Below are 18,725 nucleotides of genomic sequence, written 5' to 3'. Positions count from 1 at the left end.
CAAGGAATCGATCCCGGCGCTGCGCCGCGTCGTTGCGGCGGCCCTGCAAGCCGGCCTGCCGGTTCCGGCGCTGACCTCGGCGCTGACCTATTTCGACGCCTATCGCCAAGGCCGCGGCACCGCGAACCTGATCCAGGCGCAGCGTGACTACTTCGGCGCGCACGGCTTTGATCGCCTCGACAGCAAGGACTTCCACCACGGCCCGTGGGGTAGCGGTGCGGCGACCTTCTGAGCCGGCGCGCGTTCCCAAAAAGAAAAAGCCCGGCCGAAACTGGGCTTTTTTGATTCTCGCCGCTTTGGTTTCCTGTTGGGTCAGTCGAAGACGCCGTCCGGCCAGGTCGGCTGGCTGACGCTCTGCAGCTTTTCGGGCGGAACGCCTTCGATGCGGCCGATCACCGCGCGGGCGAGTTCGCGGCCGGCCTCGCGAACGTCCTCGAAACAGGTGATCATATTCGGTCGTATCCAGTTGAGGATCTCCGTCGATTGCTTCGAGACGAGGTCGACGTCGCGACCGACGACGCAACCGGCAGCCTCTACACCGGCATTGACGGCGATCGCGCCGGCGGCCGAGGAGGAAACGATGCCATCTGGCGCATGCGAGGAACGCATCAGCGCTTCCACCTCGTCGCGTATCTGCTGCAACGGCGCGTCGATGTTGACGCGCAGCGGGATCTCTTCGGCGCCATAGACATGCAGCGCCGTCTGGAAGCCGATCCGCGTATGGGCGAAATAGGTGAGCCGGCCTGGCGGCGGCAGCAGCGCTATCTTCCGACGGCCTTTGGCGACGAGGGCGCGGACGGCCTGATAAGCGTAAGCCTCGCTGTCGAAATCATGATAGGGATGTACGAGATCGCTCTCGGTGCGCCCGTGCGTGGAGAAGGGCATGTTGCGTTCGATCATCAGGCTGACGCGAGGGTCGTCGGGCTCGATTCGCGAGATAATAACGCCGTCGGCGGAGCCGGTGTCGAGAATGTAGCGGACCGGTAATAGCGGATCCTTGGCGATGGAATAGGGCGTCACGACGAGGTGATAGGGCGTGCCCGACAAAACGTCCGAAATGCCGAAGACAATCTGGCTGGTGAAGCCCATGATCTCTTCGTCGATGCTGAGCACGAGCGCGATGACGTTGGTTTTGCCGGTTCTGAGGCGCACGCCCGCTCTGTTCGGCTGATAGCCGAGCTGGCGGGCGACCATGCGCACGCGCTCCTTGGTTTCGGCACCGATATCGGGCGCATCCTTCAGGGCACGCGAAACGGTGGTCACACCGAGGCCCGTCATGAAGGCAATCGTCTTGAGCGTCGGCCTCTCCCGCTGGAGCACGCCGGTGGCGTCTCCGAATTTTTCGTTATTTTTCATCCCTCTAGACCATCCTATGCGATTTGGTCCGCTTATAGAGTCTTTTTAGAAGCGTCGTAAGCGCAAGTGCGACCAAAGATGCTCCTCCCTCAGACAGCGAAATCTGTAACGATACAGTAGAATTGTCGAGACCTTTTTCGCGTTTGAACAGCATGGGTGCGCCCATAGGTTTAGTCATGGTGTTTTGCTCACATTTTTTGCACCTGCGAATGAAACGTGCCGCCGAAAATGCGATAACTACGATATTTTGTGAGTTAAAACAATTCAATAATCCAGATTGTGCACTTGCTCGCTCGTTGTGCTTTCCACGCTCTCCCGTGCAAAAATCAACGCCATTATGCAGTCTGAGATTGCAAAGAAAAAAGTTTAGAAATTTTTCATCGGCTGGCTGTTGCGCGAAAATATCGATTGCACTAAGTTTTTCCGGCAACGTTTCAGTGAGGGAGGAGAACTCATGAATTTTCGTTTGATCGCGGCTGCACTTGCCGCTTCCGTCGTGCTGCCGCTCGGTGCGGCGAACGCGACCGATCTTGAAGTCACCCATTGGTGGACTTCTGGTGGCGAAGCCGCTGCCGTGGCAGAACTCGCAAAGGCATTCGACGCGACCGGCAACAAGTGGGTCGACGGTGCGATCGCCGGCTCCGGCGGTACCGCGCGTCCGATCATGATCAGCCGCATCACCGGCGGTGATCCGATGGGTGCCACGCAGTTCAACCATGGTCGTCAGGCCGAAGAGCTGGTTCAGGCTGGCCTGATGCGGGACCTGACCGACGTCGCCACCGCCGAGCACTGGAAGGACATCATTCGTCCGTCGAGCCTGCTCGATTCCTGCACGATCGACGGCAAGATCTATTGTGCCCCGGTCAACATCCACTCCTGGCAGTGGCTGTGGCTCTCCAATGCAGCCTTCAAGAAGGCTGGCGTTGAAGTGCCGAAGAACTGGGACGAATTTGTCGCCGCCTCTCCGGCGCTCGAAAAGGCCGGCATCGTTCCGCTCGCCGTTGGCGGTCAGCCCTGGCAAGCTGCCGGCGCGTTCGACGTGCTGATGGTTGCCATTGCCGGCAAGGATACCTTCCTCAAGGTGTTCAAGGACAAGGACGCTGAAGCGGCTGCCGGTCCGGAGATCGCAAAGGTTTTCAAGGCCGCCGATGACGCTCGCCGTATGTCCAAGGGCAGCAATGTTCAGGACTGGAATCAAGCAACCAACCTCGTCATCACGGGCAAGGCCGGTGGCCAGATCATGGGTGACTGGGCGCAAGGCGAGTTCCAGCTGGCTGGTCAGAAGGCCGGTACCGACTACACCTGCCTTCCGGGCCTCGGCGTGAACGAAATCATCTCCACCGGCGGTGATGCCTTCTACTTCCCCCTGCTCAAGGACGAAGAGAAGTCTAAGGCACAGGCTGTGCTTGCCAAGACGCTTCTCGATCCCAAGACGCAGGTTGCCTTCAACCTGAAGAAGGGCTCGCTGCCAGTTCGCGGTGACGTTGACCTTGGTGCAGCCAACGACTGCATGAAGAAGGGTCTCGACATCCTCGCAAAGGGCAATGTGATCCAAGGTACCGACCAGCTTCTGTCGGCGGATAGCCAGAAGCAGAAGGAAGACCTCTTCTCGGAGTTCTTCGCAAATCCGTCGATGACGCCAGAAGCCGCTCAGAAGCGCTTCGCTGAAATCATCGCTTCTGCCGACTGATCGTCGCTTTTCCGACGCTGTTGCGATCCGGCTCCGTGTGACGGAGCCGGATTTGCCTGGAACTCCCATCGTGTCCGGGTGGCGGCAGCGCTCGAGGCTGGTAGCAGCTGATGCAGGGCATCCGGCCTTGGTGTGGGAGTGAGAAGAGGAGGCGACCGGTAGACGGTTCGCTGCTCTGGATCACAGCAGAATTGCGATTCAGGAGGAATTACAATGACGGGTCAAGCGAAAGCCGGCCGGCCAAATCAGTTACTGCGCAATCTGAATTCGAAGATTGCATCCATTCCGATGATCCTGACCGCCTTGGTCATCTTCGTCGGTGGCTCGGCCTGGACGGTCGTTTATTCATTCACGAACTCGAAGCTCCTTCCGCGGTTGAGCTTCGTAGGTCTCGAACAATACAGGCGCCTGTGGGCTGCCCCGCGCTGGATCGTGTCCATCGAGAATCTTGCGATCTACGGCGTGCTATCGATTATCTTCAGCCTGGTGATTGGCTTTGTGCTCGCGGCGTTGATGGACCAAAAGATCCGGTTCGAAAATACGTTCCGTACGATCTTCCTCTACCCATTCGCCCTGTCTTTCATCGTTACCGGCCTCGTCTGGCAGTGGATCCTTAACCCTGAGTTTGGCATCCAATCAGTTGTCCGGTCGCTTGGCTGGACAAGCTTCAATTTCGACCCGCTCTACACACCTGAAATCGTCATCTACGGCATTTTGATCGCCGCGCTGTGGCAGGGCACGGGTCTCGTCATGTGCCTTATGCTCGCCGGCTTGCGCGGTATCGATGAAGACATCTGGAAGGCCGCGCGCGTCGACGGCATCCCGATGTGGAAGACCTATCTCTTCATCGTCATTCCGATGATGCGGCCTGTCTTCATCACGACGCTTGTCATCATCGCCAGTGGCATCGTCAAGGTCTACGACCTGGTGGTGGCGCAGACATCAGGTGGTCCAGGCATCGCCTCTGAAGTGCCTGCGAAATACGTTTACGACTACATGTTCCAGGCTCAGAATCTGGGGCAGGGTTTCGCCGCCTCGACCATGATGCTGGTCACCGTCGCGATCATCATCATCCCGTGGGCCTATCTGGAATTCGGAGGGCGTAAACGTGCCTGATTCTGTTACTCTCAAGACCTCCGGTGGCCGCGCGTCCGGCCCCAGCGGCCCGAAGCCGAAGCGGGTGATCTCTCCGCGCAACATCATTCTCTATGGCACGCTTTTTGTTGCCGCTGCATATTACCTTCTTCCGCTTTACGTGATGATGGTCACGTCGCTGAAGGGCATGCCCGAAATCCGCCTCGGCAATATCTTCTCACCGCCGGTCGAAATCACCTTCGAGCCCTGGGTGAAGGCTTGGGCGACGGCCTGCACAGGCCTGAACTGCGACGGCCTCTCGCGCGGCTTCTGGAATTCGGTGCGTATCACCGTTCCCTCGGTGGTCCTGTCGATTGCCATTGCCTCGGTGAACGGCTATGCGCTCGCCAACTGGCGCTTCAAGGGTTCGGAAGTCTTCTTTGCGATCCTCGTCGTCGGCGCGTTCATTCCCTATCAGGTGATGATCTATCCTATCGTTATCGTGCTGCGTGAGATCGGCGTCTATGGAACTCTGACGGGCCTGATCATCGTGCACAGCATCTTCGGGATGCCGATCCTGACGCTGCTGTTCCGCAACTACTTCGCATCGCTGCCGCAGGAGCTCTTCAAGGCTGCCCGCATCGATGGGGCCGGCTTCTGGCAGATTTTCCTGAAGATCATGCTGCCCATGTCGCTGCCGATCTTCGTCGTCGCCATGATCCTGCAGGTCACCGGCATCTGGAACGACTTCCTGTTCGGTGTCGTCTTCACCCGACCGGAGTACTACCCGATGACCGTGCAGCTCAACAACATCGTCAACTCTGTCCAGGGCGTGAAGGAATACAACGTCAATATGGCCGCAACGATCCTGACGGGTCTGGTGCCGCTCGTTGTCTATTTCGTATCGGGACGACTTTTCGTCCGTGGTATTGCCGCTGGCGCAGTGAAAGGCTGATCCATGAATTCAAGTGTTTCCATCCGAGATCTCTCGTTGAACTTCGGTTCGGTCAGCGTTCTCAAGGACCTCAACCTCGAAATCAACGACGGCGAGTTCCTGGTTCTCCTGGGCTCTTCCGGCTGCGGCAAGTCCACGCTGTTGAACTGCATCGCCGGACTGCTCGACGCATCCGACGGCCAGATCTTCATCAAGGGCAAGAACGTCACCTGGGAAGAGCCGAAGGATCGCGGCATCGGCATGGTGTTCCAGTCCTACGCGCTCTATCCGCAGATGAGCGTCGAGAAGAACCTGTCTTTCGGCCTCCAGGTCGCCAAGGTGCCACAGCAGGAGATCGACAAGCGCGTGGCGCGTGCGGCGGAAATCCTGCAGATCCAGCCGCTGCTGAAGCGCAAGCCGGCCGAGCTCTCGGGCGGCCAGCGTCAGCGCGTTGCGATCGGTCGCGCATTGGTGCGCGACGTGGATGTGTTCCTGTTCGACGAGCCGCTGTCGAACCTCGACGCCAAGCTGCGCTCGGAGCTGCGCGTCGAAATCAAGCGCCTGCACCAGTCGCTGAACAACACGATGATCTACGTCACGCACGACCAGATCGAAGCGCTGACCTTGGCCGATCGTATCGCGATCATGAAAAACGGCATCATCCAGCAGCTTGCCGACCCGACGACGATCTACAACAAGCCACGCAATCTCTTTGTTGCAGGCTTTATCGGCTCGCCGTCGATGAATTTCTTGCGTGGGGAGATCACCAAGCAGGGTGACGAGGCGTTCTTCACCGCCAACGGCGTGAACTTCTCTGTTGCAGCCTATGAGGCGCCCGAATCGCTGCAAGCGGGCCGCAAGGTCATTCTCGGCGTTCGTCCTGAACATGTGAAGGTCAACGAGAATCTCGGCGCCGAGGTCCACGAAGCGACCGTCGACATCGAGGAACCAATGGGCGCCGACAACCTGCTTTGGCTGAAGCATGCTGGCCACACGATGTCCGTGCGTATCAATGGTGCACGCCGCTTCAGCCCCGGTTCCGCCGTCAAGCTCGGCTTCGATATGTCGCTGGCGTCGCTCTTTGATGCGGAGACTGAGCTTCGCATCTAGAAATCGCAATAGGGCGGAGCGTATAGTTCCGCCCGTTCTCCAATCGGCCATCTGGCCACCAAGTTCGGCTGCGGCCCGCGATTGCGGGCGGTCCTAAGCGCGGCCCGATCGGGATAATGCTATGACTTCCTTGCCGACAAACGGGTTTAACCTCGACCTATCCGGATCGTGGAAGCTCACCTCAGCCGACGGCGAGGTCACGACATCGATCACGCTGCCGGGCGATGTGCACACGGCGCTGCATGCCGCTGAACTGATCCCCAATCCCTATTTCGGCCGTAACGAGGAGATCGTTCAGTGGGTGGCGCAGCGCGACTGGGTGCTGGAACGCAGTTTCACGCTGTCCGAGCCGGACGGCGAGTGGTATCTCGATATCGACTATCTCGATACCGTTGCCGCGGTGTTCGTCAACGGTTCTCCGGTGCTGCTCGCCGATAACAGCTTCCGTCGCTACCGGCCCGATGTAGGTGGCCAGCTGAAGACTGGCGAGAACCACATTCGGATCGTGCTGCACTCGAGCATTTCGGCCGGTGCCGACCGGCAGGCCAAGCAGCCGTTCTACATCCCATATCACCCCGGCAATTCGCCTATTGCGAATGGCAATATGCTGCGCAAGCCGCAGTGCCATTTCGGTTGGGACTGGAACATCGCGATTGCGCCGCTCGGCCTCTATGGCACGATCGCTTTGCGCAGGCTCGAGACTGCGCGCATCGACCACGTCACGACACGTCAGGTCCATAATCTCGACGGCTCCGTCGATCTGCAGGTGACGGCGACATTGTTCGCCAAGAATCCGGGGATTGTGCCTGTTCATTTTACGCTCGACGGGGAACGCATTCGGCTCGACGTAGGCGTCGGCGCCGGCGAAACCGTCGTCAACCACGTCTTCCAGATCGATAAGCCGCGCTTGTGGTGGCCGGCGGGCAGTGGTGAGCAGGCGCTCTACACATTGACTGTCGATCTTCCGTCGGATGCGGTCAGCAAGCAAATCGGTCTTCGCACCGTCGAGCTGATCACGACGCCCGATGCCGCCGGCAGCCGTTTCGCGCTGAAGGTCAACGGCCGCGAGATCTTCTGCCGCGGCGCCAACTGGATCCCGGCTGATGCGCTGTTTTCGCTGTCATCGCCCGAGAAGACTGAAGACCTGCTGCAGTCGGCTCATGCCGCAAACATGAACATGATCCGCGTCTGGGGCGGCGGCTTCTACGAACATGACTATTTCTACAATCTTTGCGATCGGATGGGCCTGATGGTCTGGCAGGATTTCATGTTCGCCTGCAACCTCTATCCTTCGACGGAGGATTTCCTCGACAACGTCGCGCTTGAGGTCGACTATCAGGTGCGCCGTCTGTCCTCGCATCCGTCGATCGCGCTGTGGTGCGGCGACAACGAACTGGTCGGTGCGCTCAGCTGGTTCGACGAGTCGAAGAAGGATCGCGACCGCTATCTCGTCTCCTACGATCGCCTCAACCGTACGATCGAGCAGGCGATGAAGAAGGCGGCGCCCGACGCCATCTGGTGGCCGTCGAGCCCGGCATCCGGTTATCTCGATTTCGGCGATGCCTGGCATGCCGACGGTTCCGGCGACATGCACTACTGGTCGGTCTGGCACGAGAACAAGTCGTTCGACAATTATCGATCGGTGCGCCCGCGCTTCTGCTCGGAATTCGGCTTCCAGTCCTATACGTCGCTGCCTGTCATCAAGACCTACGCCGATCCGAAGGACATGAACGTAGCGTCGCCTGTCATGGAGCTGCACCAGAAGAATGCAGGTGGCAACGAGCGCATTGCCGGGACGATGTTCCGCTATTTCCGCTTCCCGAAGGACTTCCCGAATTTCGTCTATCTCAGCCAGATCCAGCAGGGTCTCGCAATCAAGACCGCAGTGGAATACTGGCGGTCGCTGAAGCCGCATTGCATGGGCACCATCTACTGGCAGCTCAATGACACATGGCCGGTCGCCTCGTGGTCGAGCCTCGACCACGGCGGTCGCTGGAAGGCGATGCATTATCTGGTCAAGCGCTTCTTCCAGCCGGTCGCCGTTGCGGCGATCCCTGATGAGGACGGCAAGCAGATCCGCTTCTCGCTGGTCAACGACACGCTTGCCGAGGTCAGCATCGACCTGTCGGTCTCGGTCCTCGACATGAAGGGCGAACGCAAGCACCTGAAGGACGTGCAGGCGGTCTGCACCCCTGACGCAGCCGTAACGGCGACGAGCATCGACGTTTCCGAAATTCCTGCCGGGACACTGCTTGCCTGGCGCTTCACGGCGTCGAATGGCATGGGTGGCGAGGGGCACTATGTGCACGGCACCTACAAGGCACTGGAGCTCGAGGCTGCGGGCCTCATGGTCACACACGAGTATGTCGAGGAAGACGGCTCCGTGTGCCTTAACGTCACTGCGAAGGGACTTGCGCTCTTCGTGATGATCGAGACCGAGACCGACGGAAAGTATTCAGACAATGCCTTCGATCTGGCGGCGGGCGAGACGCGCCGCATTACCTTCACCCCGGCAAAGCCGCTCGAGGGCGGCACCTTGCCGGAATTCCGTTTCTACGACCTGCAATCCTGTCAGTCCGTGGATTGATCCTGACTGAAATGCAATGGGCACGAGGCCCGAGGAGGAATGATGACGAAACTGAGTTTCCAGCTTTACAGCGCCCGTAACTTCCAGCCCTATTCGGCGATCTTTGAAAAGCTCGGCAAGGCCGGCTATCAGGAAGTCGAAGGTTTCGGCGGCATCTATGCCGACCTCGATGATGCCGGCCTGAACAGCCTGCGTGCCGAACTCGACAAGAACGGTCTTGTCATGGCCAGTGGCCATTTCAGCCCCGATTTCCTCGACGGCGAAGTCCAGAAGTCGCTGAACATTGCAAAGGTCCTCGGCATGGACTCGATCTATGCGCCGCATCTCGCCGCCGAGCAGCGCCCGACCGATGGTGCCGGCTGGCTGGCCTTCGGCAAGCGGCTGCATGAGATGGCAAAGCCCTACAAGGATGCCGGCTATGAGTTCGGCTGGCACAACCACGACTTCGAATTCGTGAAGCTCGCCGATGGCTCACTGCCGATCGAACGCATCTTTGAAGGCGCTCCTGACATTTCCTGGGAAGCGGATATCGCCTGGGTCGTTCGCGGTGGTGCTGACCCGTTCTCTTGGATCGAAAAGCTCGGATCGCGCATCACCTCGGCTCACGTCAAGGACATTGCGCCGGCTGGCGAGAACAAGAACGAGGATGGTTGGGCAGATGTTGGCCACGGCACTCTGCAGTGGGCCAAGCTCATCGCTGCACTCAAGAGCACCAAGACCAAGCACTACGTCGTCGAGCATGACAACCCGGCCGATGTCGACCGCCTGATCACGCGCTCGATCGCATCCTTCAAGACTTATTGAGGCATATCATGACCAAGGAACTTGGCGTCGGCATCATCGGATGCGGCAACATCTCCACCACCTACTTCTCACTCTCTCCGCTTTTCAAGGGTCTGAAGGTCCTGGCCTGCGCCGATATCAACGTGCAGGCTGCCCAGGCCCGCGCCGAGGAATACGGCGTAAAGGCGCAGACGATCGATGAGCTTCTCGCCAATGACGAGATCGACGTCGTCGTCAACCTGACGATCCCGGATGCTCACTTCCCGGTTTCCAAGGCGATCCTTGAATCCGGCAAGCACGTCTATTCGGAAAAGCCGCTGGTTCTCACCCTCGAGCAGGGTGAAGAGTTGCGCCGCATTGCCAAGGAGAAGAACCTCTCCGTCGGCTGCGCGCCGGATACCTTCCTCGGCGGCGCGCACCAGCTTGCCCGCAAGTTTATCGACGACGGTGGCATCGGCCGCGTCACCTCGGGCGCGTGCTACGTCATGAGCCCGGGCATGGAGATGTGGCATCCGAACCCGGACTTCTTCTTCCTGCCCGGCGGCGGCCCGATCCTCGATCTCGGTCCATACTACATCGCCAACCTGATCAACCTGATCGGTCCGGTGAAGCGCGTCGGCGCGATGACCTCCATGGCGTCCGAGACCCGCACCATCACCAGCCAGCCGCGTCATGGCGAGACCATCCCGGTCAAGACGCCGACGACGATCCAGGCGATCCTCGAATTTGTCAGCGGCGCGACTGTCACGCTGACGGCGAGCTGGGATGTCTGGTCTCATCGCCACGCCAACATGGAGCTCTATGGCACCGAGGGCTCGCTTTACGTGCCGGATCCGAACTTCTTCGGCGGCGTCGTCGAGGCCAGCGGCAAGGACAAGGACATCAAGCCGGTCGAAGGCTGGGAACATCCCTTCGGTATCTTCAACCAGGAGAGCCCGCAGGGACCGCGCGCCAACTACCGCACGGCGGGTCTCGCCGACATGGCGATGGCGATCATCGAGGGGCGCGATGCGCGTTGCTCGCTCGATCGCACGCTGCACGGCGTCGACGTCATGACTTCAATCCTGAAGTCGGGCGAGGAAGGCCGTTTCATCGAGCTGACGACGACCTGCACGCAGCCGGCCGCACTCGGCATCGAAGAAGCGCAGGCGCTCTTGAAGTAAGCGACCAAAGGACTATGGTCCGGCGCGGGCGACAAGCCCGCGCTTTTTCGCTTAAAGGATCAGAATTATGAGCTGGCAACCGGCTTCCGACCGCTATTCAAAGATGAAGTATAACCGCACAGGCCGTTCCGGCCTGAAGCTGCCTGCGGTATCGCTCGGCCTCTGGCACAATTTCGGCGGCGACACGCCGCATGACCGCAAGATCGACATGTGCCGCACGGCCTTCGATCTCGGTATCACCCATTTCGACCTCGCCAACAACTACGGCCCGCCTCCTGGCAGCGCCGAAACCGCCTTCGGTGAAATCCTGCGCACTGAATTTTCAGGCCTGCGCGACGAGTTGATCATCTCGTCCAAGGCCGGCTACGACATGTGGCCGGGTCCCTACGGCGAATGGGGCAGCCGCAAGTATCTGATCGCGTCGTGTGACCAGAGCTTGAAGCGCATGGGTCTCGACTACGTCGATATCTTCTATTCGCATCGTTTCGATCCGGATACCCCGCTCGAGGAAACCTGCGGCGCGCTCGATCATATTGTCCGCTCCGGCCGGGCGCTCTATGTCGGCATCTCGTCCTACAATTCGCAGCGCACCCGGGAGGCTGCCGCTATCCTGAAGGATCTCGGGACGCCGTGCCTGATCCATCAGCCGAGTTATTCGATGCTCAACCGCTGGGTCGAGGACGACAAGCTGCTGGATACGCTTGACGAGGCCGGCATGGGGTCGATCGTGTTCTCGCCGCTGGCGCAGGGTATGCTGACGACCAAGTATCTCGGCGGCATCCCGCAGGATAGCCGTGCTGCCCAGAACCACTTCCTCAAGAAGGACTTCATTCGTCCTCAGATCATCGACAACATCCGCAAGCTCAATGAGATCGCGGAGCGTCGTGGCCAGACGCTGGCGCAGATGGCGATTGCCTGGGTTCTGCGTGGCGACCGGGTGACGTCGGCGCTGATCGGCGCGAGCCGTTCGTCGCAGATCGTCGATTGCGTCAAGGCGCTCGACAATCTCGAATTTACCGCCGCTGAGCTCAAGGAGATCGATGTCTATGCCCGCGAGGCCGACATCAATCTCTGGGCAAAGTCCGCGGAACGCGAATAAACCGAAGCGCCCGGTCCAGTGCGCCGGGCGTTTCTCCTATCATTTTTTGATGTACGTGCGGCAAGCCGCGCGTATTTCAGGGAGGAGACTTCACCATGATCCGCAACCCGATCCTGCCGGGCTTCAACCCCGATCCATCCATTTGCCGCGTTGGAGACGACTACTATATCGCCACCTCGACGTTCGAATGGTATCCCGGCGTCCAGATCCATCATTCGCGCGATCTTGTGAACTGGACGATGGTTCGGCGTCCTCTCGAGCGCAAGTCGCAACTCGACATGCGCGGCAATCCCGACAGCTGCGGCGTCTGGGCCCCCTGCCTTTCTTATGCCGACGGGCTGTTCTGGCTGGTCTATACCGACGTCAAGCGCTTCGACGGCAACTTCAAGGATGCGCATAACTACATCGTGACTTCGCCAACCATTGAGGGCGAATGGTCGGAGCCGGTCTACGTGAACTCTTCGGGCTTCGACCCGTCCCTGTTCCATGATGAGGACGGCCGCAAGTGGTTCATGAACATGCAGTGGAATCATCGCACCGAGAGCTTCGGCGGTGCGCCGAAGTCGCCGGCCTTCGATGGCATTCTGCTGCAGGAATGGGATGCGGCGACCAGGTCGCTGAAGGGCCCGATCAAGAACATATTCGCCGGCAGTTCGCTGGGCCTCGTCGAGGGACCGCATCTCTTCAAGCGGAACGGCTACTATTACCTGACGACCGCCGAGGGCGGCACTGGCTACGACCATGCCGTCACCATGGCTCGTTCGCGCACGATCGACGGTCCCTATGAGATGCATCCGAACAAGCACCTCATCACGTCAAAGGATCATCCTGAAGCCATTCTCCAGCGAGCAGGGCACGGCCAGTATGTCGAAACGCCCGACGGACAGGCCTATCACACGCACCTCTGCGGTCGTCCGATGCCGCCAAAGCGCCGCTGCACGCTCGGTCGCGAGACCAGCCTGCAGAAGTGTGTCTGGAAGGAGGACGGGTGGCTTTACCTCGGGAACGACACTGTTGTTCCCGATGTCACCGTGCCGGGACTGGCCGGCGCTGTGCCGGTCGAGAAGCCTGTGCGCAGCGAATACAGCTTCGACGGTGGAAAGCTGCCTGATGATTTCCAGTGGCTTCGCACGCCACAGCCGGAGCGCATTTTCAACCTTACCGATCGGGCAGGACATCTGAGGCTGATCGGGCGCGAAAGCATCGGTTCGTGGTTCGAACAGTCTCTTGTCGCCCGTCGTCAGGAGCACCACAGCTTCAGGGCGGAGACGGTCGTGGAGTTTGATCCCCACACCTACCAGCAGGTTGCCGGCCTGACGCATTACTATAACAGGCACAAGTTCCACGCGGTCGCCGTGACCCTCCACGAGAAGCTAGGACGGTGCGTCACCATTCTCTCCTGCAATGGCGACTATCCCCACAGCCGTCTCGACTTCCCGGTCGGCAGCGGCGTTGCGGTGCCTGCCGAAGGGCGCGTTCAGCTTTCCATGGAAATCCGCGACAATGACCTGCAGTTCTTCTGGCAGACGGAAGGCAAGGGGGCCTGGCAGCCGATCGGGCCTGTGCTGGATGCCGGTGTGGTCTCCGACGAGGGCGGACGTGGCGAGCACGGCTCGTTCACCGGTGCATTCGCCGGCGTTTTCGCCTTCGATACGTCGGGTCGCGCAAAGACCGCGGATTTCGATTGGTTCAATTACGAGGAACTATGATCGAACCAGCGACATCGCCTGAAATTGCGGGAGATGTCGCATTTGCTAATTTAATAGATGCTTTTAAACACGTGTTTTCATTACGTAAGTTTAATCAAACTTTCAGTTTCGGTTCATCATTTTGGACCTAGGTTCTGGGCGTGTTCAACACGAGGAACCTCCCAATGAAAAAGCTCACCACCGTCCTTCTCGCTACTGCTGTGCTCGCTTCTCCGCTGCTGGCAACGACCGAAGCGAGCGCCCAGGATCACCGCCGGCCGGTCGTCGTGGAGCGCGACGTTCACGTCACGAAGTACAAGTGGAGCCGCGGCCATCGCATGACGCCTACCGAGCGCCGCCATATGCGTGACGTGCGCGACTATCATCGCTACCGCCTGTCGGCTCCGCCACGCGGCTATCGCTGGGTGCAGGTCGACAACGACTTCCTGCTCATCGGCTCGGTCAACGGTGTGATCGCGAACATCGTCATTCGCTAAACGCTGACGTCACCATGTGAAAAGGGGGCTTTAATGCCGCCCTTCTGATTCAATCAGACGCCAATTACAGGCTTCCGTAGGACGCTGTGCGCGTGGCCAGAACTAGTGAAGGGCGGGGGTTCCGCACCCGCCCCTGCAATCTCAGCTTTCTCGCGCGAGGCAGGCCTTCATGCTGTTGGCAATGCCGAGCATGAGGTTGGGATAGAGGTCCGCGCCGGCATCGAGCGTGGCGGCCTCCGGATCGAGGACACCGGCCTTCGCCTTGGTCCCCTCGATGACCACATCGACCAATCGCGGCTGGAACTGCGGTTCGGCGAAGACGCAGGTGGCGCCAAGTTCGCCGACCTTCTTGTGGATCTCCGCAATGCGTTCCGCGCCGGGGATCGTTTCGGGGCTGACGGTGATCGAGCCCGCGACCCGTACATGATAGCGGTTCTCGAAATACTGGTAGGCATCGTGGAAGACGATGAACGGCTTGTCCTTCACCGGTGACACGATGCCGGCGATTTCCTTGTCCAGCGCGTCGAGGCTGTCGTCCAGCGTCTTGGCGTTGGCCTGGTAGGTGAGGGCATTGGCGGGGTCGGCTGCGACGAGGGTGGTGGTGATCTCGGAGGCCATCGCCCTGGCATTCTGCGGATCGAGCCAGAGATGGGTGTCGAAAGTCCCGTGATCGTGGCCCTGATCGGTGTCGGCACGGGCATGATCGTGTCCATCGCCGTCATGATGATCTTCACCGTCATGGTCGCTGTGGTCGTGCGGTTCGAAGGCGCCGCCCTCACGGAACTTGAGCTTGGTCAGGCCGGGCGCCTTGTCGAGCTCGGCGACGACGGCATCAGACCCGATCGCCTCCAGCGGCTTCTCCAGAAACGTTTCAAGCCCGGGACCGACCCAGAACACCACCTTGGCGTTTTGCAGCGCGCGCGCGTTTGACGGCTTCATATTGTAGGTGTGGGGCGAGGCGGCGCCATCGACGATCAGTTCGGGTGTGCCGACGCCCTGCATGATCGCCGATACGAGCGAGTGAACCGGCTTGATCGAGGTCACCACGACAGGCGCATCCGCCGTTCTGCCCGCCTCGGCAAAGAAGATGGCGGGAATTGCGAGGGTAAGGGCCGTCGCGAATTTCATCGGTGTACTCCGCTTGAATTGCAGTTGTAATGTTATTACATCGATTGCGTTATGCTATAACGTGTGCGATAGCAAGTCGCAACAGCACATTCGGAAAAATGATGTTCTCTCCCGCAAATTCCGAAGCGAAGCCATTGGTCTCGCTTTCCAACGTCGGCGTCCAAAGAAGCGGCCGTTGGCTCGTCCGGGGCGTGGATTTCTCGGTCTCGCGCGGCGAGATCGTGACGCTGATCGGCCCCAATGGCTCGGGCAAATCGACCACCGTCAAGACGGCGATCGGCGTGCTGAAGCCCGATGAGGGTACGGTTGAACGCGCCGACGGCCTCAAGGTCGGTTATGTGCCACAGAAGCTTGCGATCGATTGGACGCTGCCGCTCACCGTACGCCGGCTGATGACGCTGACCGGACCGCTCTCCGAACACGACATGACCGCCGCGCTCGAAGCCGTCGGGCTTTCACATATGCTCGGCGCCGAAGTGCAGCATCTCTCGGGCGGCGAGTTTCAGCGGGCCTTGATGGCGCGGGCGATTGCGCGCAAGCCTGATCTCCTCGTCCTCGACGAACCCGTTCAGGGCGTCGATTTCTCAGGCGAGATCGCGATCTACGACCTGATCCAGTCGATCCGCAACTCGACCGGCTGCGGCATCCTGCTGATTTCGCACGACCTGCATGTCGTCATGGCGGCGACGGATACCGTCATCTGCCTCAACGGCCATGTCTGCTGCCGCGGCACACCGCAGGCGGTGACGCAGAGCGCCGAATATGTCCGCCTCTTTGGTAGCCGCGCTGCGCAGGCGCTTGCCGTCTACAGCCATCACCACGACCACACGCATCTACCGGATGGCCGTGTGCTGCATTCCGATGGCTCCGTCACCGATAACTGCCATCCTGATGACGGCCACCATCATGGCCACGAAGGGCACGACCACGCCCACCACAACCACGCCGGTCACAGCCACGATCATCATGCTGACGATCATAGCCATGATCACAAACAGCCCGCAGGAGAGCGCCATGTTTGACGATTTCTTCGTCCGCGCGATCCTTGCAGGCGTCGGGCTTGCGCTGACGACCGGCCCGCTCGGCTGTTTCATCATCTGGCGGCGTATGGCTTATTTCGGCGATACGATCGCCCACTCGGCACTGCTCGGCGTCGCGCTCTCGCTGCTCCTGCAGTTCAACCTGACGCTTGCCGTGTTCCTCGTCGCGGCTACCGTGTCGATCCTCCTGCTGTTCCTGCAAAAACGCCAGGCGCTGTCTGCGGATGCGCTGCTCGGTATTCTGTCGCACGCGACGCTGGCGATCGGTCTCGTCATGGTCGCCTTCATGAGCTGGGTGCGCATCGACCTCATCGCTTTCCTGTTCGGCGACATCCTTGCGGTCTCGAAGACGGATATTGTCATGATCTGGGGCGGCGGCATTCTCGTTTTGGCGGCGATCGCCTGGCTCTGGCGACCGCTTCTGGCCTCCACGGTCAACCCCGAGCTTGCCGAGGCCGAGGGACTGCAGCCGGAGCGGGCGCGGCTGTTCTTCATGCTGCTGATGGCTGTTGTCATCGCAATCGCCATGAAGATCGTCGGCATCATGCTGATCACCTCGCTGCTGATCATCCCGGCGGCCGCAGCGCGCCGTTTCGCCTCGACGCCTGAGGTGATGGCGGTCTTCGCCTCGCTGATCGGCGCCGTCGCCGTGGTCGGCGGGCTGTTCGGTTCGCTGACCTACGACACGCCCTCCGGCCCCTCGATCGTCGTCGCGGCCCTGATCCTTTTCATTCTGAGCCTGCTGCCGAGGCGCGGGCGCGGGCAGGCCTTGGAAGGACAACGTTCATGAACGCACCTGCTTTGACCAAGAACCAGGCTCTCGTTTTCGAGGTACTCGAAAAGGCAGACGGACCGCTCAGCGCCTATACGATCCTCGACAAGCTGCGCGATCATGGTTTTCGCGCGCCACTGCAGGTCTACCGCGCCCTCGAGAAGCTGCTCGAGTATGGCGTGGTGCACCGGCTGGAAAGCATCAACGCCTTCGTCGCCTGCGCCCATCCGGACCAGAACTGCCACAGTCACGGCATCGTCGCCTTCGCGATCTGCGAGAGCTGTGGGCATGTCATGGAGTTCCACGACCACGAGGTCGATCACCGCCTCATGGACTGGACGCGCGGCAAGAAGTTCAAGGCAGAGAAGACCACGATCGAGATCCGTGGTCTGTGTGAGGCGTGTGCCGCTTAGGCCTGACCGCTCAACCAAATTCTCTTTATGATTGCTGATTATTGTTTATGTAAGTATTGATTGTATTTGTAGCTGGTTTATGATGTTCGGCGGGGCTGGGGACTCACACATGCCGAAATGTCATCTATCTTTGCTGATATTGGCAATTCCGCTCAGCGGATGTTCCATCTTGGCGCCTGTTTACAACGAGGCCGTCTATACGAAGCTTGACGGCGCACATTCGAGCCTGACGAAAATCGATATTACATCGAAGCTCTCGCCATGGTGAAGGACGCGGGCGATATCGCAGGGCGGCGCACGGCTTATCTCCAGGGCAAACCATCTGCGCGCGCCGCACAGCTCGTGGCCGACAACATCGAACGCTGCCGGCAGGCGATCGAAGCATCCCGGGCGAAGTTCGAGGCCAAGGGTCAGCGGGCCAACGAAACGGACAATATTACGATCGTTCAGAACACCTGAGGCATAGCCAGAACGATGGAGGGGTCATTGAAATAGGGGGGACAGCCATGTCTGTTGACGCGAATTTCGCACCGGAATCTGCCGAAGAACTGCTTGAAGGCCTGCTGTCCGTCGCTGCCGCGACGGCAAAGGGCCAATGGACCGCCATTCGCGACGAGATGACCTACCAGCTGGGTTTCATCGCGCAGAAGACCGCCAAGGTCATGGCGCAGCTTGCGGCGAGACGATCACCGCCAAGTCTGCTGACCTGACGCTGCATCTTCTCGTACTCAATCTCAACAGCGCGTGGCCGAGTTCGAATTCCTCCTTTATGTCGCCGCGCAGAAGATCCTGAACGCCGTTTTCGATCTCGTGAAGATGGCCGTCAAGAACGTGACCGGCGTCGGTCTGCTGTTCTAACAGTTCAGAGTGGGCGCAAGTCCCGCGCGAAACGTTGCCAGTTGCCGACATATTTTTCGGCTGAGCGGCGTAACCCGGCGATCGCCGCCTCGTCCAGGGTGCGGACCACGCGCGCCGGCGAGCCGACGATCAAGGAATTATCCGGAAACTCCTTGCCCTCGGTGATCAGCGCATTTGCGCCGACGAGGCAGTTGTTGCCGATCTTGGCGCCATTCAGCACCGTGGCACCCATGCCGATTAGGGAATTGTCGCCGATCGTGCAGCCGTGGACGATGGCGTGATGACCGATGGTGCAGCCTTCGCCGATCGTTACGGGAAATCCCGGATCGGTGTGCAGCATCGCGCCTTCCTGGATGTTCGTCGCCGCGCCGACGGTGATCGGCTCGTTATCGCCGCGCAGCACTGCACCGAACCAGACGCCGACGTCGACGCCAAGTAACACCTGACCAATGACATGGGCATCCGGGGCGATCCAATAGTTGCCTGATGGCGGCAGGTCCGGCATCAATTCGCCAAGCGCGTAGACAGGCATG

Annotated in this window: 18 protein-coding genes and 1 pseudogene; 16 read left to right on the top strand and 3 right to left on the bottom strand. The window is 60.0% G+C overall.

Annotated elements, in window-relative coordinates:
- Positions 1 to 232, top strand: a pseudogene (locus tag AC1DE4_RS18865) (NADP-dependent phosphogluconate dehydrogenase); the annotation flags it as partial.
- Positions 233 to 312: 80 nt separating this feature from the next.
- Here AC1DE4_RS18865 and AC1DE4_RS18860 read toward each other — a convergent pair.
- Complete coding sequence (locus tag AC1DE4_RS18860) at positions 313 to 1,356, bottom strand: LacI family transcriptional regulator (protein ID WP_062371141.1); 1,044 nt, start codon at positions 1,354 to 1,356, stop codon at positions 313 to 315.
- 454 nt (positions 1,357 to 1,810) lie between these two features.
- On the opposite strand from AC1DE4_RS18860, the gene AC1DE4_RS18855 reads away from it, so the two are divergent.
- The 10 genes from AC1DE4_RS18855 (at position 1,811) to AC1DE4_RS18810 (ending at position 13,981) form a co-directional block, all read left to right on the top strand.
- On the top strand, positions 1,811 to 3,046 hold the full coding sequence (locus AC1DE4_RS18855; RefSeq protein WP_018854734.1) for an ABC transporter substrate-binding protein: 1,236 nt from the start codon (positions 1,811 to 1,813) through the stop codon (positions 3,044 to 3,046).
- 213 nt (positions 3,047 to 3,259) lie between these two features.
- On the top strand, positions 3,260 to 4,162 hold the full coding sequence (locus tag AC1DE4_RS18850; protein ID WP_025660691.1) for a carbohydrate ABC transporter permease: 903 nt from the start codon (positions 3,260 to 3,262) through the stop codon (positions 4,160 to 4,162).
- Positions 4,155 to 5,075, top strand: coding sequence for a carbohydrate ABC transporter permease (locus AC1DE4_RS18845; protein WP_018854736.1), 921 nt, complete (start codon positions 4,155 to 4,157; stop codon positions 5,073 to 5,075). Before AC1DE4_RS18850 ends, AC1DE4_RS18845 begins: the two co-directional genes overlap by 8 nt.
- 3 nt (positions 5,076 to 5,078) lie before the next feature.
- A complete protein-coding gene (locus tag AC1DE4_RS18840; protein WP_018854737.1) occupies positions 5,079 to 6,164 on the top strand; it encodes an ABC transporter ATP-binding protein in 1,086 nt (361 codons plus the stop codon).
- 121 nt (positions 6,165 to 6,285) lie between these two features.
- A complete protein-coding gene (locus AC1DE4_RS18835) occupies positions 6,286 to 8,751 on the top strand; it encodes a beta-mannosidase (RefSeq protein ID WP_477882460.1) in 2,466 nt (821 codons plus the stop codon).
- Positions 8,752 to 8,793: 42 nt separating this feature from the next.
- Entirely contained in the window at positions 8,794 to 9,555 is a 762-nt protein-coding gene (locus AC1DE4_RS18830; protein ID WP_192240627.1) for a sugar phosphate isomerase/epimerase family protein, read from the top strand.
- An 8-nt stretch (positions 9,556 to 9,563) separates the two neighbouring features.
- Positions 9,564 to 10,697, top strand: a complete 1,134-nt coding sequence (locus tag AC1DE4_RS18825) for a Gfo/Idh/MocA family protein (protein WP_018854740.1) — start codon at positions 9,564 to 9,566, stop codon at positions 10,695 to 10,697.
- A gap of 67 nt (positions 10,698 to 10,764) precedes the next feature.
- Positions 10,765 to 11,796 (top strand): L-glyceraldehyde 3-phosphate reductase, encoded by a 1,032-nt coding sequence (gene mgrA / locus AC1DE4_RS18820; protein ID WP_062371138.1) that lies wholly within the window; start codon positions 10,765 to 10,767, stop codon positions 11,794 to 11,796.
- A gap of 95 nt (positions 11,797 to 11,891) precedes the next feature.
- Positions 11,892 to 13,505: a glycoside hydrolase family 43 protein gene (locus AC1DE4_RS18815; RefSeq protein ID WP_477882458.1), complete on the top strand. Its 1,614-nt coding sequence runs from the start codon at positions 11,892 to 11,894 to the stop codon at positions 13,503 to 13,505.
- Between the two features lie 164 nt (positions 13,506 to 13,669).
- Positions 13,670 to 13,981, top strand: coding sequence for an RcnB family protein (locus AC1DE4_RS18810; RefSeq protein WP_018854743.1), 312 nt, complete (start codon positions 13,670 to 13,672; stop codon positions 13,979 to 13,981).
- Between the two features lie 141 nt (positions 13,982 to 14,122).
- Here the strand turns inward: AC1DE4_RS18810 and AC1DE4_RS18805 are convergent, their stop codons facing one another.
- Positions 14,123 to 15,109, bottom strand: a complete 987-nt coding sequence (locus AC1DE4_RS18805) for a zinc ABC transporter substrate-binding protein (protein WP_018854744.1) — start codon at positions 15,107 to 15,109, stop codon at positions 14,123 to 14,125.
- 101 nt (positions 15,110 to 15,210) lie between these two features.
- On the opposite strand from AC1DE4_RS18805, the gene AC1DE4_RS18800 reads away from it, so the two are divergent.
- The 5 genes from AC1DE4_RS18800 to AC1DE4_RS18780 all read left to right on the top strand — a co-directional run bounded on the left by AC1DE4_RS18800 (position 15,211) and on the right by AC1DE4_RS18780 (position 18,044).
- A complete protein-coding gene (locus AC1DE4_RS18800; RefSeq protein ID WP_113471022.1) occupies positions 15,211 to 16,131 on the top strand; it encodes an ATP-binding cassette domain-containing protein in 921 nt (306 codons plus the stop codon).
- Complete coding sequence (gene znuB, locus AC1DE4_RS18795; protein ID WP_018854746.1) at positions 16,124 to 16,939, top strand: zinc ABC transporter permease subunit ZnuB; 816 nt, start codon at positions 16,124 to 16,126, stop codon at positions 16,937 to 16,939. The genes AC1DE4_RS18800 and znuB overlap by 8 nt, the downstream gene beginning before the upstream one ends.
- On the top strand, positions 16,936 to 17,334 hold the full coding sequence (locus tag AC1DE4_RS18790) for a Fur family transcriptional regulator (protein ID WP_016554263.1): 399 nt from the start codon (positions 16,936 to 16,938) through the stop codon (positions 17,332 to 17,334). The genes znuB and AC1DE4_RS18790 overlap by 4 nt, the downstream gene beginning before the upstream one ends.
- Positions 17,335 to 17,595: 261 nt before the next feature.
- Complete coding sequence (locus AC1DE4_RS18785) at positions 17,596 to 17,793, top strand: hypothetical protein (protein ID WP_018854748.1); 198 nt, start codon at positions 17,596 to 17,598, stop codon at positions 17,791 to 17,793.
- 47 nt (positions 17,794 to 17,840) lie between these two features.
- Positions 17,841 to 18,044 (top strand): hypothetical protein, encoded by a 204-nt coding sequence (locus AC1DE4_RS18780; protein ID WP_018854749.1) that lies wholly within the window; start codon positions 17,841 to 17,843, stop codon positions 18,042 to 18,044.
- A 152-nt stretch (positions 18,045 to 18,196) separates the two neighbouring features.
- Here the strand turns inward: AC1DE4_RS18780 and AC1DE4_RS18775 are convergent, their stop codons facing one another.
- The gene (locus AC1DE4_RS18775; RefSeq protein ID WP_018854751.1) at positions 18,197 to 18,724 is read right to left on the bottom strand and encodes a gamma carbonic anhydrase family protein; all 528 of its coding nucleotides are present in this window, start codon (positions 18,722 to 18,724) and stop codon (positions 18,197 to 18,199) included.
- Position 18,725: the final 1 nt, after the last annotated feature.

Source organism: Rhizobium sp. 10N414 (assembly GCF_056394785.1).
The sequence above is the reverse complement of the archived record's forward strand: the minus strand, read 5'-3'. Positions and strand labels throughout refer to the sequence as shown.

Bases quoted from the DNA above. Each gene is read 5' to 3' on its own strand.
- AC1DE4_RS18860 (WP_062371141.1), bottom strand. From the start codon at position 1,356: ATGAAAAATAACGAAAAATTCGGAGACGCCACCGGCGTGCTCCAGCGG.
- AC1DE4_RS18855 (WP_018854734.1), top strand. From the start codon at position 1,811: ATGAATTTTCGTTTGATCGCGGCTGCACTTGCCGCTTCCGTCGTGCTG.
- AC1DE4_RS18850 (WP_025660691.1), top strand. From the start codon at position 3,260: ATGACGGGTCAAGCGAAAGCCGGCCGGCCAAATCAGTTACTGCGCAAT.
- AC1DE4_RS18840 (WP_018854737.1), top strand. From the start codon at position 5,079: ATGAATTCAAGTGTTTCCATCCGAGATCTCTCGTTGAACTTCGGTTCG.
- AC1DE4_RS18835 (WP_477882460.1), top strand. From the start codon at position 6,286: ATGACTTCCTTGCCGACAAACGGGTTTAACCTCGACCTATCCGGATCG.
- AC1DE4_RS18830 (WP_192240627.1), top strand. From the start codon at position 8,794: ATGACGAAACTGAGTTTCCAGCTTTACAGCGCCCGTAACTTCCAGCCC.
- AC1DE4_RS18825 (WP_018854740.1), top strand. From the start codon at position 9,564: ATGACCAAGGAACTTGGCGTCGGCATCATCGGATGCGGCAACATCTCC.
- mgrA (WP_062371138.1), top strand. From the start codon at position 10,765: ATGAGCTGGCAACCGGCTTCCGACCGCTATTCAAAGATGAAGTATAAC.
- AC1DE4_RS18815 (WP_477882458.1), top strand. From the start codon at position 11,892: ATGATCCGCAACCCGATCCTGCCGGGCTTCAACCCCGATCCATCCATT.
- AC1DE4_RS18810 (WP_018854743.1), top strand. From the start codon at position 13,670: ATGAAAAAGCTCACCACCGTCCTTCTCGCTACTGCTGTGCTCGCTTCT.
- AC1DE4_RS18805 (WP_018854744.1), bottom strand. From the start codon at position 15,109: ATGAAATTCGCGACGGCCCTTACCCTCGCAATTCCCGCCATCTTCTTT.
- AC1DE4_RS18800 (WP_113471022.1), top strand. From the start codon at position 15,211: ATGTTCTCTCCCGCAAATTCCGAAGCGAAGCCATTGGTCTCGCTTTCC.
- znuB (WP_018854746.1), top strand. From the start codon at position 16,124: ATGTTTGACGATTTCTTCGTCCGCGCGATCCTTGCAGGCGTCGGGCTT.
- AC1DE4_RS18790 (WP_016554263.1), top strand. From the start codon at position 16,936: ATGAACGCACCTGCTTTGACCAAGAACCAGGCTCTCGTTTTCGAGGTA.
- AC1DE4_RS18785 (WP_018854748.1), top strand. From the start codon at position 17,596: ATGGTGAAGGACGCGGGCGATATCGCAGGGCGGCGCACGGCTTATCTC.
- AC1DE4_RS18780 (WP_018854749.1), top strand. From the start codon at position 17,841: ATGTCTGTTGACGCGAATTTCGCACCGGAATCTGCCGAAGAACTGCTT.
- AC1DE4_RS18775 (WP_018854751.1), bottom strand. From the start codon at position 18,724: ATGCCTGTCTACGCGCTTGGCGAATTGATGCCGGACCTGCCGCCATCA.